The sequence below is a fragment of the Streptomyces sp. NPDC048288 genome (assembly GCF_043201555.1).
Taxonomy (GTDB): Bacteria; Actinomycetota; Actinomycetes; order Streptomycetales; family Streptomycetaceae; genus Streptomyces.
In genome coordinates, this window is record NZ_JBICZD010000003.1 from 460,982 (window position 1) to 478,758 (window position 17,777).

14 protein-coding genes and 1 riboswitch are annotated in these 17,777 nt (G+C 72.8%); of the genes, 9 read left to right on the top strand and 5 right to left on the bottom strand.

Translation table 11 applies throughout. The features are described 5' to 3' along the window. The first annotated feature begins 128 nt into the window (after nt 1–128). Both ACGFZS_RS13375 and ACGFZS_RS13380 read left to right on the top strand, forming a co-directional pair. The gene (locus ACGFZS_RS13375) at nt 129–1,484 is read left to right on the top strand and encodes an SWIM zinc finger family protein (RefSeq protein WP_393795187.1); all 1,356 of its coding nucleotides are present in this window, start codon (nt 129–131) and stop codon (nt 1,482–1,484) included. 2 nt (nt 1,485–1,486) lie between these two features. Beyond that, on the top strand, nt 1,487–3,118 hold the full coding sequence (locus ACGFZS_RS13380; RefSeq protein ID WP_393795466.1) for a DUF5691 domain-containing protein: 1,632 nt from the start codon (nt 1,487–1,489) through the stop codon (nt 3,116–3,118). A 161-nt stretch (nt 3,119–3,279) separates the two neighbouring features. Here the strand turns inward: ACGFZS_RS13380 and ACGFZS_RS13385 are convergent, their stop codons facing one another. Continuing rightward, nucleotides 3,280–3,696 carry a cobalamin B12-binding domain-containing protein gene (locus tag ACGFZS_RS13385; RefSeq protein ID WP_393795188.1) on the bottom strand — a complete coding sequence of 139 codons (417 nt, stop codon included), beginning with the start codon at nt 3,694–3,696 and terminating at the stop codon, nt 3,280–3,282. 316 nt (nt 3,697–4,012) lie between these two features. On the opposite strand from ACGFZS_RS13385, the gene ACGFZS_RS13390 reads away from it, so the two are divergent. Together ACGFZS_RS13390 and ACGFZS_RS13395 are read left to right on the top strand one after the other, a co-directional pair. After that, the gene (locus ACGFZS_RS13390; protein WP_393795189.1) at nt 4,013–4,876 is read left to right on the top strand and encodes an esterase/lipase family protein; all 864 of its coding nucleotides are present in this window, start codon (nt 4,013–4,015) and stop codon (nt 4,874–4,876) included. 242 nt (nt 4,877–5,118) lie between these two features. Then, nucleotides 5,119–6,642 (top strand): M23 family metallopeptidase, encoded by a 1,524-nt coding sequence (locus tag ACGFZS_RS13395; RefSeq protein WP_393795190.1) that lies wholly within the window; start codon nt 5,119–5,121, stop codon nt 6,640–6,642. Between the two features lie 55 nt (nt 6,643–6,697). On the opposite strand, the gene pcrA is transcribed toward ACGFZS_RS13395, so the two are convergent. Further along, nucleotides 6,698–9,184 carry a DNA helicase PcrA gene (gene pcrA / locus ACGFZS_RS13400; protein WP_393795191.1) on the bottom strand — a complete coding sequence of 829 codons (2,487 nt, stop codon included), beginning with the start codon at nt 9,182–9,184 and terminating at the stop codon, nt 6,698–6,700. Nucleotides 9,185–9,517: 333 nt separating this feature from the next. Next, a riboswitch (cyclic di-AMP (ydaO/yuaA leader) is annotated at nt 9,518–9,690 on the top strand. Nucleotides 9,691–9,698: 8 nt separating this feature from the next. Between pcrA and ACGFZS_RS13405 the strand changes: the two genes are divergently transcribed. Further along, nucleotides 9,699–10,853 carry an NlpC/P60 family protein gene (locus ACGFZS_RS13405; protein ID WP_393795192.1) on the top strand — a complete coding sequence of 385 codons (1,155 nt, stop codon included), beginning with the start codon at nt 9,699–9,701 and terminating at the stop codon, nt 10,851–10,853. A gap of 173 nt (nt 10,854–11,026) precedes the next feature. Then, nucleotides 11,027–11,995, top strand: coding sequence for a tellurite resistance/C4-dicarboxylate transporter family protein (locus tag ACGFZS_RS13410; RefSeq protein ID WP_393795193.1), 969 nt, complete (start codon nt 11,027–11,029; stop codon nt 11,993–11,995). Between the two features lie 23 nt (nt 11,996–12,018). On the opposite strand, the gene ACGFZS_RS13415 is transcribed toward ACGFZS_RS13410, so the two are convergent. Next, complete coding sequence (locus ACGFZS_RS13415; RefSeq protein WP_393538042.1) at nt 12,019–12,372, bottom strand: hypothetical protein; 354 nt, start codon at nt 12,370–12,372, stop codon at nt 12,019–12,021. A 447-nt stretch (nt 12,373–12,819) separates the two neighbouring features. On the opposite strand from ACGFZS_RS13415, the gene ACGFZS_RS13420 reads away from it, so the two are divergent. Then, on the top strand, nt 12,820–13,878 hold the full coding sequence (locus ACGFZS_RS13420; RefSeq protein ID WP_393795467.1) for an NlpC/P60 family protein: 1,059 nt from the start codon (nt 12,820–12,822) through the stop codon (nt 13,876–13,878). A 35-nt stretch (nt 13,879–13,913) separates the two neighbouring features. On the opposite strand, the gene ACGFZS_RS13425 is transcribed toward ACGFZS_RS13420, so the two are convergent. Further along, a complete protein-coding gene (locus ACGFZS_RS13425; protein ID WP_359215235.1) occupies nt 13,914–14,627 on the bottom strand; it encodes a response regulator transcription factor in 714 nt (237 codons plus the stop codon). Beyond that, the gene (locus ACGFZS_RS13430; RefSeq protein ID WP_393795194.1) at nt 14,624–15,952 is read right to left on the bottom strand and encodes a PspC domain-containing protein; all 1,329 of its coding nucleotides are present in this window, start codon (nt 15,950–15,952) and stop codon (nt 14,624–14,626) included. The genes ACGFZS_RS13425 and ACGFZS_RS13430 overlap by 4 nt, the downstream gene beginning before the upstream one ends. Before the next feature lie 196 nt (nt 15,953–16,148). Here ACGFZS_RS13430 and ACGFZS_RS13435 point away from each other — a divergent pair, with 196 nt between their 5' ends. Next, nucleotides 16,149–17,558: a PspC domain-containing protein gene (locus tag ACGFZS_RS13435; RefSeq protein ID WP_393795195.1), complete on the top strand. Its 1,410-nt coding sequence runs from the start codon at nt 16,149–16,151 to the stop codon at nt 17,556–17,558. After that, complete coding sequence (locus ACGFZS_RS13440; RefSeq protein ID WP_393795196.1) at nt 17,545–17,775, top strand: hypothetical protein; 231 nt, start codon at nt 17,545–17,547, stop codon at nt 17,773–17,775. Before ACGFZS_RS13435 ends, ACGFZS_RS13440 begins: the two co-directional genes overlap by 14 nt. Nucleotides 17,776–17,777: the final 2 nt, after the last annotated feature.

Here is a 17,777-nt window from a genome sequence, read left to right on the forward strand (position 1 = left end):
GAGGCCCCCTCCAGCTCGGCCGGTTCGGATCTGGTGTCCACCGTGCACCACGCCACTGACAATCGCCCTGACCTGTGCAAATGCGCTCGCAGGGCCGATTGTCAGTGGGGGGATCTACCTTCGATGACATGACTCAGCAGGGGGTGCGCTGGAGTGCGGACCAGGTGCTGGCACTGGCGCCTGACGCCGCGTCACGCAAAGCGGGAAGCAAGCTCGGAGCGGCGGGGCCGTGGTCCGGGGCGGGGAGCAGCGAGGAGGGGACGGTATGGGGACTGTGCAAGGGCAGCGGAAGCAAGCCGTACCAGACGGTCGTGGACATCGCGGACCCGGCGGGGCCCGCGTACAAGTGCAGCTGTCCTAGCCGGAAGTTCCCCTGCAAGCATGCCCTCGGGCTGCTCCTGCTCTGGGCGGGCGAGGACGACACGGTGCCGGCGGCGGACCGGCCACCGGACTGGGCCGCGCAGTGGATCGCGGGCCGGCGCGGGCGTGCGGAGGACAAACGGGCGGCGAGCGGCGGGAGTTCCCCGGCGGCCGCCGATCCCGAGGCGGCCCGGCGCCGGGCGGAGAAGCGGGCCGAGCGGGTCACCGCGGGGGCCACGGAGCTGGAGCAGCGGCTGACCGACCTGCTGCGCGGCGGCCTGGCCGCGGCCGAGCAGACGGGGTACGGGCTGTGGGAGGAGACGGCGGCCCGGATGGTCGACGCCCAGGCGCCCGGACTGGCCGCCAGGGTCCGTGAGTTGGGGGCGATACCGGCCTCCGGACCGGGCTGGCCGGTGCGGCTGCTGGAGGAGTGCGCGCTGCTGCACCTCCTCGACCAGGGCTGGCTGCGCCGCGACCGGCTGCCGGAGGCGCTCGCCGCCACGGTCCGCTCCCGAATCGGCCTGCCCGCCTCGGCGGACGGCCCGTCGGTGCGCGACCGCTGGCTGGTCCTCGCCCAGTACGACACGGTGGACGCGAAACTGACGACCCGCCGGATCTGGCTGCACGGCGCCGACTCGGGCCGTACGGCGCTGCTCCTCTCCTTCGGCGCGGCCGGCCGCGCACCCGAACTGGCGCTGCCGGTCGGCCTCGCCCTGGAGGCGGAGCTGTCCTACTACCCCGGCGCGGTCGGCCACCGGGCGGCGCTGGGCGAGCGGTTCGCCGCGCCCGCTCCCCTCCCGATACGGCCGCCGGGTCTGACGACGGAGCAGGCGGCCGCCCGCTACGGGGAGGCACTGCGCGAGGACCCGTGGCTGGAGTCGGTGCCGGTGACCCTGGACCGGGTCGTGCCCGTCCCGGACGGCGACTCCTGGCAACTGGCCGACGCGGCGGCCGAGCGCGCGCTGCCACTGTCTCCCGTCGCCCGTTCCCGGCCGGGTCTGTGGCGGCTGGTCGCGCTGTCCGGCGGCGCCCCGGTCACGGTCTTCGGCGAGTGCGGCCACCTCGGCTTCACCCCGCTGGCGGCCTGGCCGCAGGCAGCGGGGCAGGCGGTGCCGCTGTGCTGACCATCGGCGACCGAACCGACTCACAGAAGGGGAACCCCGTGACCGCTTGGGAGGAGCTCGTCACCACGGCGCTGCTGGGCACCGACCGGCGGCCGCCCGCGACCGGCGGGTCCGGCCGGGAGGCGCCGTCGGCCCTGCTGGACGAGGCGGCCGTGGCGACCGTACGGCGACGGGCCGGGCTGCGGCCGGCGACGGCACCGGCGGCCCGCCGCCCGGAACCGGCCCCCGCGGACCCGCGCCCCGCGCTGCCCGCCGCCGCGGCGCGCAGGCTGACGATGCTGCTGTCCGACCGCCCCGGCACCGGGACCGGCGGCCGTCGGGGCACCTCGCCCGACCTGATGGAACTGCTGCCGCAGTGGCTCGCGGCGGCCAACGCGCACGGGTTCGCCGCGCCCCCGCAGACACTGCCCGCGCTGCTGGACGCGGCCCGGGGGCGTACCGATCTGCGGCCCGCCGCGCTGGCCTTCGCCGGACCGCGCGCGCTGTGGCTGGCCCGGCTCAACCAGGACTGGCGGTTCGCCCTGCGCGCGGCCCCCGGCGGCGGCACGACCCTGCCCGATCCCGAGGACGCCGAGGCGACGGGGAGGCTGTGGCAGGAGGGGCTGTTCGCCGAACGGGTCGCGCTGCTGGCCGCGCTGCGCGCCCGTACGCCCGGGGCGGCGCGCGAGTTGCTGGCCGGGACCTGGGCCACGGAGCGGGCCGAGGACCGGCTGATGTTCCTCGACTCGCTGCGCACGGGCCTGGCCGCCGGGGACGAGCCGTTCCTGGAGCAGGCGTTGTCGGACCGCAGCCGCAACGTGCGGACGACGGCGGCCGAGTTGCTGTCCGCGCTGCCGGGTTCGGCGCTGGCGGGACGGATGGCGGTGCGGGCCGCGGCGTGTGTGGCGGTCGACCACACCGGGGGCGGGCCGGTGATCGCGGTGGAGGCGCCGCCCGAGTGCGACGCGGGCATGGAGCGCGACGGGGTGGTGGCCAAGCCGCCGACCGGTCGTGGCGAACGGTCCTGGTGGCTGGGGCAGTTGGTGGAGGCGGCCCCGCTCACCACCTGGCCGGCGCGGCTCGGCGGCCGTACGCCCCGGGAGATCGTGGCGCTGCCGGTGGCGGACGGCTGGCAGGGCGAGTTGCACGCGGCCTGGTGCCGGGCCGCCGTGCGGCGGCGGGACGCCGAGTGGGCGAGGGCGCTGCTCGGGGTCCCGGCGGCGCCGGAGGCGGGCGGTCCGGGGGCGGTGTCGCTGGCCGAGCGGGCCAAGCTGCTGGGCACGCTGGAGGGCGTGGCGCGGGCCGAGTGGGTGGCCGGGTTCATCGCGGCACACGGCCTGTCGGAGGCGTTCCAGCTGCTCGGCGTGTGCGCCGTCCCGTGGTCCGCGCCCCTCGGCCGGGCCGTGGTGGACGCCCTCGACATCGCGCGGGACGCGGGGAGTTACCCCTGGAGCTTCAGCGGGGTGATGGGCCTGGCCGAGCGCTGCCTGGACCCGGCGGAGGCGTCCCGGCTCGACGCCCTGCTGGCGGTACCGGACGAACGGGAGGACGCGTCACCGGGAGCCGGCGGCTACTGGGCGGAAGCGTTCCAGCGCCTGATGACGACACTGAGACTCCGGGCGGCGATGCTGACGGAACTGGAACACGCACCGTAATACGCGCCCCGTCAGGGGCGCTGGGGGTACCCCCGGCCGAAGGCTGGGGGAGGAACTGCGCGACAAGCCACAACGGCGCCGCAGTCCACACACGACCCGCAGCCCCGTGGACGGCACCTCGAACGCCCCGCACCACCACTGTCGGCCCACCGCACCGCGGCCTACGCCTCCGTCGGCTGCCGGACGTTCTCCCGTACCCACTCCACGATCGCCCCCGTCGTCGCCCCCGGAGTGAAGATCGCGGCGACGCCCTTCTCCTTGAGGGAGGCGATGTCGTCCTCGGGGATGATGCCGCCGCCGAAGACGAGGATGTCCTCGGCGTCCCGCTCCTTGAGGAGGTCGATGACCGCGGCGAACAGGGTGTTGTGGGCGCCGGAGAGGATGGAGAGACCGATCGCGTCGGCGTCCTCCTGGATGGCGGTGTCGACGATCTGCTCGGGCGTCTGGTGGAGCCCGGTGTAGATGACCTCCATGCCGGCGTCGCGCAGCGCCCGCGCGATGACCTTGGCCCCGCGGTCATGGCCGTCGAGCCCCGGTTTGGCCACCACCACACGGATCGGACCGGCTGCCACACCCATCGCTGCCTCCATGACCATGTAACGAACGTGCCGACATCCATCCGTACCGACAAGTACCGCACATTCGGCGCGTTCTACCACCCGCCGCGAGTGAACGAACGTTATCTCCAGCATCCCGCAACCGGCAGTTTCACGGAGGTTACCGAGGGGGAAATCACAGACAGTGGGACACGTCAGGGAGCCGCAGCGTGGTCCGCGGGGGCGATACGGGCATGCGATGCGGCCCGTCGTCGTACCCTCGCCACCTCCGCCCGGCCCCCCATGAGGGCACACGGGGGACGGAGCCGCTCTCCGCGTGCCGACAGGAGGTCGGCCGATGAAGGTCACCGGGGCACTGGAGCCCTTTCTCCCGCTCTGCCGCCGCCTCCTGCCCGGCAGGCTCGCCGACCTGTCACTGGCCCTCCTGAAGGCGACCGCCCTGGAGGCCGCGATCCTCGCCGGGCACCTGCTGCTCTACCCGACCGGCCTCACCCCGGAGCGCCGCCCGCCCGCGCCGCCCGCGCGGCCCACCGAGCGTGACGGCGCGGCCCGGCTGCCGGTCCGGGCGGCCCCGCCGGTCGTGCTGCTGCACGGTTTCATCGACAACCGCTCGGTCTTCGTCCTGCTGCGCCGCGCCCTCGCCCAGCACGGCGGCCAGCGCGTCGAGTCCCTCAACTACTCGCCGCTGACCTGCGACATCCGCACCGCCGCCGAACTGCTCGGCCGGCACATAGAGGAGATCTGCGAGCGCACGGGCAGCGACCGGGTCGACATCGTCGGGCACAGCCTCGGCGGACTGATCGCGCGTTACTACGTGCAGCGGCTCGGCGGCGACCTGCGCGTCGGCACCCTGGTGACGCTCGGCACCCCGCACGCCGGCACACGGGTCGCGCCACTCGCGGACGCGCATCCGATCGTGCGCCAGATGCGCCCCGGCTCGGAGGTGATCGAGGAGCTGACCCGGCCCGCGCCCGGCTGCCGTACCCGGTTCGTCAGCTTCTGGAGCGACCTCGACGCGCTGATGGAACCGGTGGAGACGGCCCGTATCGACCATCCGGACCTCGACGCGACCAATGTCCAGGTGACCGGCATCGGCCATCTCGCCCTGCCCGTCCACCCGGCGGTCGCCACCGGTATACGACAGGCCCTGGACGAAACACGCGCGGAGGAGCGGACAGCGGGCGGTCTGACGGTGGCCTGACGGCCGGTCCGGGCGGACCGGGGCGGGCAAGGACCGGCCGCCGGAGCGGGCTTGGGACCGCCCAGCCATCGAACACTCCTCGAACACAAGGCCAAACCCGCGCCCGCCGTCCCCCGAAACACGGCCGAATGCCCGTTTCCCGAAACCACGAAACCTGCCGAAGATTGTCGCGCCCGCATACCGCCGGGTACAGTCGCCGCACTGCTCTGGCAGCCCCTGTTGTCGAGGCGAAAGAGAAGTTGGTGAACGACCGTCACCCGTCGGGGACCATGACCACCCCGGCCCCGGCTTCCGACGCCGGCCAGGCGCACTACGCGCCGTACGGCACCCAGGAAGCCCAGTACGGCGACTTCACCACGTACGGCGACCAGGCCGCTACCGGCGCCTCGTTCCACAGCGACCCGCTCTTCGGCAGCCTGCCGGGCCAGACCCAGACCACCGGCGCGTACGACGCCACGCAGTGGCAGACGGTCGGCGACCAGACGCTGAACTACGACCCGTACGCGGCCCAGCACCACGCCGCCTACGACTCCGGCGCCTACGACAGCACCGCCTGGACCGTCCCGGCGCAGGCCGCGCACCCGGCCCACCCGACGGTCGCCGACACCAGTGGCCACTGGGACGCCAACGCCTGGCTCCAGCCCGACCAGCCGGTCGCGGCCGGCGCCACCCAGCAGTGGGAGTGGGGCACCCAGGCCTTCGACACCGGCGCGTACGACGCCACGCAGTGGAACTCCGACGGCACCCCGGCACAGCCCGCCGACCACGAGCCGCAGGAGCAGCACGCGCAGTACGAGGGCCACGAGCAGTACGAGGCGCACGACCAGTACGAACAGCACGACCAGCACGAAGCGCACGAGCTGTACGAGGGGCACCCGGAGCACGAGGAGTTCGCGGAGGATCTCCCGGCCGAGGGCGAGTTGTCCGCGACCGGTGAGCTACCTGCAGTAACGCCACTGCTGGAGGATCAGGAAGAGGTCGCCCCGGACGTTTCGGCCTCGACGACACGCGCCGGCTCCCGTGCGGGGGCGCGTTCCCGCCGTCGTACGCCTCCCAAGCGCTCCGCGCTGCTGACCGTCGCCGTGCCCTCCGCGTGTGTGATGGGCGTGGCCGGGATCGCGGCCGCTTCCGTGGGCAGCCTGACCGGCGAGGGCAAGGACACCACGGCCTCCGCCTCGGACGCGCAGTCGGTGAAACCGTCCGCCGCCAACAGCAAGCTGGACGCCCAGCTGAAGACGCTCTCCGCGGGTGCCGACGACTTCGCCGACCGGGCCAGCCGGACCCAGGAGCGCATCGACCTCAAGGCCCAGCAGGACGCCGAGAAGAAGAAGGCGGCGGCGGAGGCGGCCCGCAAGGAGCGGCTGCGCCCCAAGTACGCCCTCCCGGTCACGCAGCGGGGGCTCAGCGCCTACTTCGGCCAGGCCGGCGTGAACTGGATGTCCGTCCACACGGGCATCGACTTCCCCGTCTCCTACGGCACGACGGTGATGGCCGCGACCGACGGCGTCGTCTCCACCAAGTGGAACAGCGCCTACGGCAACATGATGATCGTGACGGCGAAGGACGGCACGGAGACCTGGTACTGCCACCTCTCGTCGTACCGCGTCGCCTCCGGTACGACCGTGAAGGCCGGCGATGCGATCGCGTACTCCGGCAACTCCGGCAACTCGACCGGCCCGCACCTGCACTTCGAGGTCCGGCCTGCGGGCGGCTCCGCCATAGACCCGCTGCCGTGGCTGCGGAGCCACGGGCTCGACCCGACCTGATGCCGATCCGATCGATGAGCCCCGCTTCCGGGAAGCGGGGCTCATTCGTCTGCGGCTACAGCTTCTCCACCGGCGCGTACCGCAGCAGCAGCCGCTTCGGCTTGTCGTCCCCGAAGTCGATCGTCGCCTCCGCGTTCCCGCCGGTGCCCTTCACGCCGACGACCGTGCCGAGGCCGAACTGGTCGTGGGTGACCCGGTCGCCGACGGCCAGCGAGACCACCGGCTTCTCCGAGGTCCGCCGGGTGGCGAAACCGGACGCCCCCGACGCCGAGGAGCGCGAGCGGGACGAGGAGAGCGAGGCGGCCACACTCGACGCGGGCCCCGAGGACACCGGCGCCATCGCCCCGGTCCGCTTCCACTCCAGATACGCGCCCGGGATCTCCTCCAGGAAGCGGGAGGGCGGGTTGTACGACGGCTGGCCCCAGGCGCTGCGCATCGACGACCGGGTGAGGTACAGCCGCTCCCGCGCGCGTGTGATGCCGACGTACGCGAGGCGCCGCTCCTCCTCCAGTTCCTTGGTCTGGCCGAGGGCGCGCATGTGCGGGAAGACGCCGTCCTCCATGCCGGTCAGGAAGACCACCGGGAACTCGAGGCCCTTGGCGGTGTGCAGGGTCATCAGGGTGATGACGCCGTCGCCGTTCTCGTCGTCGTCGGGGATCTGGTCGGAGTCGGCGACCAGGGCCACCCGCTCCAGGAAGGCGGCGAGCCCGGCGGGCTGCTCGCCCTCGCCGGACTCCTGCTCGAACTCCAGGGCCACGGCGGCGAGTTCCTGGAGGTTCTCGATCCGGGTCTCGTCCTGCGGGTCGGTGGAGGCCTGCAACTCGGCGAGGTAGCCGGTGCGTTCGAGGACGGCTTCGAGGACGGTGGCCGGTCCCGCGCCGGACTCCACGATCGTACGGAGGTCCTCCATCAGCGTGTTGAACCGCTTGACCGCGTTGGTCGACCGCGCGGCCATGCCGTACGCCTCGTCGACGCGCCTGAGCGCCTGCGGGAAGCTGATCTTCTCGCGCTGGGAGAGGGCGTCGATCATCGCCTCCGCGCGGTCGCCGATGCCGCGCTTGGGGACGTTGAGGATGCGGCGCAGCGGGACGGAGTCCTCCGGGTTGGCCAGCACCCGCAGATAGGCGAGGACGTCCCGGACCTCCTTGCGCTCGTAGAAGCGGACACCGCCGACGACCTTGTACGGCAGGCCGACGCGGATGAAGATCTCCTCGAAGACACGGGACTGGGCGTTGGTGCGGTAGAAGACGGCGACATCGCCGGCCTTCGCCTCGCCCGCGTCCGTCAGACGGTCTATCTCGTCGGCGACGAACTGCGCCTCGTCGTGCTCGGTGTCGGCGACGTAGCCGGTGATCTGCGCGCCCGCGCCCGCGTTGGTCCACAGGTTCTTGGGGCGGCGGGACTCGTTGCGCTCGATGACCGCGTTGGCGGCGGAGAGGATCGTCTGCGTGGAGCGGTAGTTCTGCTCCAGGAGGATCGTCGTCGCGTTCGGGTAGTCCTCCTCGAACTGGAGGATGTTGCGGATCGTCGCGCCCCGGAAGGCGTAGATCGACTGGTCGGCGTCGCCGACGACGCAGAGCTCCGCCGGGGGCAGGTCGTGCTCGGCGGGCGGGGTGGTCTCCTCGGGCGCACCGGTGCCGACCAGCTCGCGCACAAGGGCGTACTGGGCGTGGTTGGTGTCCTGGTACTCGTCGACCAGGACGTGCCGGAAGCGGCGGCGGTAGTGCTCGGCGACGTCCGGGAAGGCGCGCAGCAGGTTGACCGTGGTCATGATCAGGTCGTCGAAGTCGAGGGCGTTCGCCTCGCGCAGCCGCGACTGGTAGAGGGCGTAGGCCTGGGCGAGGGTCTTCTCGAAGCCGTCGCTCGCGCGGGCGGCGAAGTCCTCCTCGTCGACCAGCTCGTTCTTCAGGTTGCTGACCTGGGCGCTGAACGACTTCGGCGGGTAGCGCTTGGGGTCGAGGTCCAGGTCGCGGCAGACCAGGGCCATCAGCCGCTTGGAGTCGGCCGCGTCGTAGATCGAGAAGGAGGAGGTGAAGCCGAGCTTCTTGCTCTCCCTGCGCAGGATCCGCACGCAGGCGCTGTGGAAGGTCATCACCCACATCGCGTTCGCGCGCGGGCCGACGAGCTGCTCGACGCGCTCCTTCATCTCGCCCGCGGCCTTGTTGGTGAAGGTGATCGCGAGGATCTGGCCCGGGTGGACATGGCGCTCGCCGAGGAGGTGGGCGATGCGGTGGGTGAGCACGCGCGTCTTGCCGGAGCCGGCGCCGGCCACGATGAGCAGCGGGGAGCCGGCGTGCACGACCGCCGCCCGCTGGTTGTCGTTCAGTCCGTCCAGGAGCGCCGCCGCGTCCAGGGCGGGGCGGGGGGCGCCGTCGCGGTAGTGGGCGTCCCGGTCCGGGGGCGCGTCGAACTTCCCGCCGAACAGGTCGTCCGGAATCGGCTCCGGTACGTGCTCGTCCTCGGGCGGCGGCGGGGGTTCCTCCTCGTGGCCGCGCGGGGGCTGGAGGCTCGCCAGGAAGCTGTCGTCAAAGAGGCTGCTCATCGCTCTCCGAGTCTAGGCCGCCCCACTGACAACCGGCCGCCACCCCGAAAACTCGCCCGGGTGACCGCACGGATTCCCTCCGTCACGGCCGGTCGGCGCACGTCACGCGCGGCTGCGAGCGGCCGAGGGCGACCACGCGGGTCCGGAAGCCGCCGCATCGAACACCCGGCAAATCGCCCACAACACCCTGAATCACCCGGCCCGAACTCGCCCGAACGCCAAGGTCACGAAAATGTATCGGGCATATCGCACATCAACCTTCACACGGGCCACACGAGTTGGCTAGCGTGCCGGTCAGGCCGTACGACACCCACCGGCGAACGTCGCCGGGCCGTACGGCCTCCGCCGAGTCCGGGACGCCCTCGCGCGTCCGGAGCCGGGGACCCACACCGACCTTGGGGTGAATCGGTCCCAACTCCCCTCCCGGGGAGGGACCGTAGGGCAACCCTTCCGAACCACCCGCCCGAACCCGACAGCTAACTCGGTAGGCGGAACATGGAAGGAGTCGCCTCCGTTGGCGTCGCACCGCAAGTCCCGCCCCTCGGGAACGCGCGTAGCAGGCATACGCACCCCCGCCCTGGCCACCGCCGCCCTCACCTCCGTCGCCCTGCTCTCGCAGACGGCCAACGCCGCGCCCTCCGCGGACGGCAAGCCGAGCATGGAGGAGGTGGAGAAGAAGGTCGACGACCTCTACCGGCAGGCCGAGTCGGCGACCGAGAAGTACAACGCGGCCAAGGAGAAGACCGGTACGCAGCGCAAGCAGGTCGACACCCTGCTCGACGACGTGGCCAAGCGCACGGACCGGCTGAACAAGGCGCGTGAGGAGCTGGGGTCGTTCGCCGCGGCCCAGTACCGGACCGGCGCCAGCGCCCCCGACACGGCGACCTTCCTGCTCGCGGACAGTCCGCAGGACTACTTCGACCAGACGCAGCTGATGAGCCGGCTGACCTCGCGCCAGAAGGACGCGGTCGACGACTACGCCACCCAGCAGTCCGCGACCATGAAGAAGCGGCAGGAGGCCGCCAAGAGCCTCGAGACGCTCACCGAGACGCAGGACGACCTCAAGACCGCCAAGACCACCGTCCAGACGAAACTGGCCTCCGCGCGGGAGCTGCTCTCCAAGCTGACGGCGCAGGAGAAGGCGCGGCTGGCCCAGATCGAGAAGCAGAAGCAGGAGGCGGCGGCGCGCAAGGCCGCGGAGCTCGCGAAGCAGCAGGCGGCCGCCGCTGCCGCGGCCGAGCAGGACACCTCGTCGTCCTCCTCGTCGACGTCGTCCTCCAGCGGCTCCTCGTCCTCCGACTCCTCCTACGCCACGAAGGCCGCCAAGGCCATCGCCTTCGCCCGCGCGCAGATCGGCAAGCCGTACGTCTGGGGAGCGACCGGCCCCGGCTCCTACGACTGCTCCGGGCTCTCGCAGGCCGCCTGGAAGGCCGCGGGCGTCTCCCTGCCGCGCACCACCTACGACCAGGTGAACGCCGGCACCACCGTCTCCCTCGCCGACGCCCAGCCCGGCGACCTGGTCTTCTTCTACGACGACGTCAGCCACGTCGGCATCTACATCGGCAACGGCATGATGATCCACGCCCCGAAGCCCGGCGCGTACGTCCGGGAGGAGTCGATCTACTACGGCGGCGAGTCGATCATCCACAGCGTGGTGCGACCGGCTTGAGCTGACGGGGACAGGGGGCGGGACCGGGGCCGGGGCGGGCCGGGCCGGGGGCGCACGTCGCCGAGCCTCGGGCGCCCCGCGCCCACTCCCCTGTCCCGCGCCCGCGCGGTTTTCGCACTCCTCGCGCGCGTGCCCCGGCCACACCGCGGGTGATGCTCCTTAGCATCGGCGACATGTCGGGCAATTCCCCCTTCCGCGCCTGGTGGGCGCAGCGTCCGCCGGCGGCCGGGGCCGCCGTGATGGCCACCGGCATCGTGTCGGTCGGTCTGCATCTCACGGGGGCCGAGACCCTGTCCCGGATCGCGCTGGTGCTGGCGTGTGTGGCGTGGGCGGGGCTGGCCGTGGACTTCGTCGCGCGCCTGCTGCTGGACCGCGGGCGGTGGCTGACGGACGCGCGGACGCCGGGCGCGCTCACCGCGGTGGCGGCCACGACGGTGCTGGGGACGCGGTTCTCGGCGCTCGGCCGGCAGACCCTCGCCGAGGCCCTGCTGGCGCTGTCGGCGGTGCTGTGGCCGCCGCTGCTGATCCTCGTCGTACGGCACTGGACGCGGCGCATGCCCGGTGCGGTGTTCCTGGACTGTGTGGCCACGCAGGGGCTGGCCGTCCTGGCCGCGACGCTGGCGGCGGCCCTGACGGCGGCCTGGCTCGCGCACGCCGCGCTGGTGCTGTTCTGGCTGGGGCTGGTGCTGTACGGGTTCGCCCTGGCCCGCTTCGACCGGCGGCAGGTCCTGGAGGGGCCCGGCGACCAGTGGATCGCGGGCGGGGCGCTCGCGATCTCCGCGCTGGCCGGGGCGAAGCTGCTGGCCGCCGACAGCGCCCGGCTGTACCTGTGGAACGACGACGACCGGGGCGTGCTGCGCACGGTGACGGTGGCGCTGCTGGTCCTGGACCTCGCCTGGTACGCCGTCCTGCTGGTCGCGGAGGCGGTACGGCCCCGGCCGCGTTACGACGTGCGCCGCTGGGCGACGGTGTTCCCGATGGGGATGACGGCAGTGGCGACGCTGTCCACCGAGGCCGCTCTCGACATCCCGTGGCTGAAGGGGCCGGGGCAGGTGCTGGTCTGGGTCGCGGTGGCGGCCTGGCTGACGGTGGCGGCCGGGGCGGCGGCGGCCGGGCGCGCCGCCCTCGGGAAGGTCTCCTGACCGTCAGGACCCCAGCGCGGCGATCAGGTCCACAGCACGGCGATGAAGATGTTCGCCATGGTCAGCAGGCCGACCAGGCCGAACGCGCCCTTCTCCACCTTCTCGTCGTCCCGCTTCACGTAGACGAGGCCGAGGATCACGATCAGCAGCGCGAGCTTGACGCCGATCTTGACGGTGTTGACGTGGTGGTCGTCGGCCTCGTTGAGGCCGACCAGGATCACCCCGGTCGCGAGCATGGTGAACGCGCCGTGCAGCATCCCGGGGACGAACCGGGCCGTGCCCTGGCCCATCGCCTTCATCTGGGTGAGGAAACCGCCGAGCAGCGCGGCGATGCCGATGATGTGCAGGCCGACGAAGAGATGGATGAGTACGCCCATGGCCCCGGAGCCTAATCAGGGTCCCCTGGCGCCCCGGTCACCGGCCCCCTCTCCCGGGTCCGCATATATGCACCCCATAGCACCCCACCGCCCCCGCCAGCCCTGGAACCGCCGCTTCGGTCATCCCGCCCCGCGAAGCCGACGGCTCCGGGCCGGAATCACCGCCACATACCGGTCGGTAACGATCCGGTCACGCCAATTCCGCGCATCGCGTTACCAAGCCGACACATCCGGGCCTAGCGTCCTCCCCCAGGTGACCGACTCCCCACCGCCGCCCGGGCCAGGGGCGGCAGTCGGACACCACCGCCGAGAAGGTCCGGCGGCGGTCCGCTCCCCCTGTGCGGGCCGCCGCCGGACGCGTCCTCCGCTCCCCCGCGGCCCCCGCACGCTCCCCCTGGCGTGCTCACGGACGAGACGGCGGTCGTACGAAAGGACGTGACTGTCCAGGTGGCAGTGCACCGCAAGCCCCGACAGCGCTCGCTCAGCGGCCATACGGCCCGCACGGCCGCCACCCTCGCCCTGGCGGGCGCGGCCACCGCGACGGGCTTCGAAGGGACCGGACACGCCGAGCCGCAACTGACACCGGCGCAGGTGAAGGCCAAGGTGGACCAGCTGTACCAGGAGGCCGAGGTGGCCACCGAGAAGTACGACGGGGCCAAGGAGAAGGCCGACGCCACCCAGCGGCGGCTGAAGTCGTTGCAGGACGAGACCGCCCGCAAACAGGAGAAGCTCAACTCCGCGCGGGACGCCCTCGGCTCGATAGCGGCCGCGCAGTACCGCGACGGCGGTATCGATCCGGCGTGGCAGCTGGCGCTGTCCAGCGATCCCGACCAGTACCTGGAGGACGCCGCCCTCGCCGAGCGGGCCGGGGACCGGCAGGCCGGTGCGGTGACCCGGGTGCGCGGGCAGCTGCGGGAGATCGAGCAGCTGCGCGGCGCGGCCCATGTCGAACTGGCCTCGCTGCGGTCCCGGCAGGCCGAGCTGAAGCGGCAGAAGACCGCCATCAACGGCAAGCTCGGCGAGGCCCGGCAGCTGCTGGACCGGCTTTCGCCACAGCAGCGGGCGGCCGTCACCGCCTCGGACGGCAGCGCACGCGCCTCCCGCTCGGCCCCGGACGCCCGCGCCCCCCTGAGCCAGGGCAGCGTCGCCGCCCCCGACTCCCGTGCCGCGGCCGCCGTCTCCTACGCCTACGCCAAGCTCGGCAGCCCCTACGTCTGGGGGGCGACCGGCCCCGACTCCTTCGACTGCTCGGGCCTCGCCCAGGCCGCCTACCGCTCCGCCGGCGTCTCCATCCCCCGCACCACCTACGCCCAGATCAACGCCGGCCGCCGGGTCTCCCGCTCCGAACTCCAGCCGGGCGACCTGGTCTTCTTCTACTCGGGCATCAGCCACGTCGGCATCTACATCGGCAACGGCCAGATGATCCACGCGCCCAATCCCTCGGCGCCGGTGCGGATCGCCCCCATCGACGAGATGCCGTTCGCGGGGGCGACCCGGGTCGTCTGAGCGACCGCGTCCGGACAGCCGGACGCCTTTCTGCCTCAGACCAGGCGGCGCGCCGTCGCCCAGCGGGTCAGCTCGTGCCGGTTGGACAGCTGCAGCTTCCGCAGCACCGCCGACACATGGGACTCGACCGTCTTGACGGAGATGAACAGCTGCTTGGCGATCTCCTTGTAGGCATAGCCGCGCGCGATCAGGCGCAGGACCTCGCGCTCGCGCTGGGTGAGGCGGTCGAGGTCCTCGTCGACCGGCGGGGCGTCGGTGGAGGCGAAGGCGTCCAGGACGAACCCGGCCAGCCGCGGCGAGAAGACGGCGTCGCCCTCCTGGACCCGGAAGACCGAGTCGACCAGGTCGGTGCCGGTGATCGTCTTGGTGACGTAGCCGCGGGCGCCGCCGCGGATCACGCCGATCACGTCCTCGGCCGCGTCCGACACGGACAGCGCGAGGAAGCGCACCGGCTGCTCGGCGTCCGCCATCAACGGGGCGCACCGGCGCAGCACTTCGACCCCGCCGCCGCCCGGCAGGTGCACATCGAGGAGGACCACCTCGGGCCGGGTCGCGGTGATCACGGTGACCGCCTGGTCGACGTCGGCGGCCTCGCCGACCACCTCGACGCCGGTCTGCTCGGTCCGCCCGATCTCGGCCTGGACGCCCGTACGGAACATCCGGTGGTCGTCGACGAGGACCACGCGCACCCGGCGCCCGGGGTTCTCCGTGCCTTCCGCCGGGCCGTTCGCCTCGGTCGCGTCGCTCATGACGTCTTCTCCGCCCTCTCCATCTCCAGCTCGACCTCTGTGCCGCCGCCCGGTACGGACCGCAGCCGTGCCGTGCCGCCGTGCCGCTCCATGCGGCCGATGATCGATTCTCTGACGCCCATGCGGTCGGCGGGTATCGAGTCGAGGTCGAAGCCGGGACCGCGGTCGCGGACGGACACGAAGACCGTCTTCCCCTCGACCTCGGCGTAGACCTGGACGGCGCCGCCCTCGCCACCGTACTTGGCGGCGTTGACCATCGCCTCGCGCGCGGCCTGCATCTGCGCGGCCGTCCGCTCGTCGAGCGGGCAGTCCCCGACCACCACGACCTCGATGGGGACGCCGTGCTTGTCCTCCACCTCCGCCGCGCTGCGCCGGACCGCGTCGGCGAGGGTGGCGGGCTCGTCGGCCTCGTCCTTGCCGGTGCCCTCGGGTTTGTAGAGCCAGGTGCGCAGATCGCGCTCCTGGGCACGGGCCAGGCGGCGCACCTCGTTCGCGTTCTCCGCGTTGCGCTGGATCAGGGTGAGGGTGTGCAGCACGGAGTCGTGGACATGGGCGGCGACCTCGGCGCGCTCCTGGGCGCGGATGCGCATCAGCCGCTCCTCGGAGAGGTCCTGGGTCATCCGCACCAGGTACGGACCGGCGAGCAGCGTGATGCCGACGACCACGGCGAGGGCGGCCTGCAGGACCGCTCCGATGTGGGCGGCGGAGCCCTGCATGACGAAGACGCCGGAGACGCCCGCGGTGACCAGCAGCACGCCGAAGCCCGCGCGCAGCAGCGAGAGCGTGCGGCGCCTGCTGCCGACCTCGACCCAGCGGGCCCGGCGGGCGTTGTCCGCCTGGCGCCAGACGAGGGCGACACCGGCGGCGACCAGCACCAGGGGCAGGAGATAGGCCTTGGCACCGCTGGTCAGGTTGACGCTGCCCACGAACACCATGGACACGACGACCATGAGGAGCAGCGCGACGATCTGTCCCTTGTCCGGTTTGCGCGCGACCAGTCGGCGCCGGCCGTCCGCCGAGGTCTCGGTGGCGACCAGGGAGGGCGGCTTCTGGCCGCCGACCCCGCCGACGCCGAGCGGCACGAAGAACCAGAACGCGGCGTACAGCAGCGCGCCGAGGCCGTTGGCCATGAACAGGCCGACGAAGGCGAGCCGGACCCAGACCACGGGCAGGCCGAGATGCCCGGCGAGGCCCCGCGCCACTCCGCCGAGCCAGCGGCCGTCGCTGCTGCGGTAGAGCTTGCGCGGCGGCCGCGGGTCGTCGAGAGGCACTGCTGCGGCTTCCGGCATGCCATCGATGTTCACACGCACGAGGTCCCGAGGCATCAGGGTCGGCCCCGGAGACTCCCCTGATCTTCGGATTTCCCCGCGCCAAGCTCCTCGGTTTCCCTCGGGAGACCCCCGCGACCGGCCCCCGGGGCGCCGTTCGAACGCTTCCCGGCGGGGCCTCGGGGCCGATTTCAGGGTTGGGCCAGGGTCATCCCGACTGCCGCCGGGGCGGCCCGGCCGTCACCATGGACTCATGACTGATCACGAGCACGCCGCGACGGGTCCGGGACCCGGCCTCGGCCCGCGGCCCGCACCGGGCACCGGGCCGTCGGATGCCGCGCCCGCCGCGGCGGGGGCCGACGCCACCGGCGTGGACGCGGCCGCGGTCGACGAGGCGTCCCCGCGCTTCCGGCGCGATCGCCGGCACAAGATGATCGCGGGCGTGTGCGCGGGACTCGGACGCCACACCGACCTGGACCCCGTGATCTTCCGCATCACCCTGGCCGTGCTGGCCGCGACCGGCGGCATCGGCCTCCTCTTCTACGGCTTCGCCTGGCTCTTCGTGCCGTACGAGGACGAGGAGGAGAACGAGGTCCGCAAGCTGCTGACCGGCCGGGTCGACGGCCAGGCCCTGGCGGCCGTGCTGTTCGCGCTGGTCGGCTGCGGAGTGCTGCTGACGATGATCAGGAACGGCCAGGTGCTGGCGTTCGCGGTCGTCCTCTCCCTGCTGCTGGCGGGCGCCGGGTACTGGTCGCGGCGGCGCGGTGCCCCCGGCCCCGACCCGCTGGCCGCCCAGGCCGTCGCCGACGCCCCGCCCGAGGCGCAGGCACCGCCGGTCGCGGTCTCGTTCCCCTCCTGGTGGCGGGACCCGATCGTCAAGGACGGCACGCATGTCGGGGGCACCGGTTATCTCTGGGGCCCCGCCGAGGCCCGCGGCCGGACCGCCCCCGGATTCGACTTCCGGCTGAGCACTCCCTGGGTCCACGGCCAGGACGTCCGCGCCCGGAGCAGCGCGCCGCCCAAGCCGCGCGGACCACGCTGGATCGGCGGCTGGATCTTCCTGTTCGCGCTGCTGGCGGGCGGCCTGGGCACCGGCCTGACCTGGGACACGCACCCGCTGGGCACCAGTCTCCAGACGGGTCTGGCCTGCGCGCTGATCGTGTTCGGGCTGGGGACGGCGGTCAGCTCGTTCCTGGGACGCACCGGCGCCGGCTCGCTGTTCCTGGCGCTCGTCACGGCGGCGCTGCTGGCGGGAGCGACGGCGATGCCGTCCGACATCAGCACCCACTGGACGCGCGCGGACTGGACCCCGGCCACGGCGGCGGAGGTGGCTCCGGCGTACGACCTCGGGACGGGCGTGGCAACACTGGACCTGACGCACATACGCCTCGCCCACGGGCAGACGGTGTCGACGTCGGCCGAGGTGGGCGCCGGCCAGCTGAAGATCGTGGTGCCGGCGGACGTGACCGTGCGGATGAGCATCGACGTGGGGGTGGGCGACATCCAGTTGCCCGGTGACGACAAGAAGGACGTGGACGTGCAGCCGGGCAGGCACAAGGACGTGACGCTGTCGCCGACGAGCGGCACGAAGAACGCGGGGACGCTCGACCTGGACCTCCAGGTCGGCGCGGGACAGGTGGAGGTGACCCGTGCTGCGGCATGAGTTCCAGCCCGGACGGCTGATCGTCGGCGTCTTCCTGACGGCGGCGGGCATCGCCTACGCCGGCGACGCGGGCGGCTGGTGGGACACCGAGTGGTTCGCGGTCATCCCGCTGATGGTGGCCGGTCTCTTCCTGGCAGGGATGACCGCGGCCCTGACCCGGGCGATACGCAGGCGCCGCCGCGTACCGGAGAACCAGGGCCGGGGCCAGGAGGGCTAGGG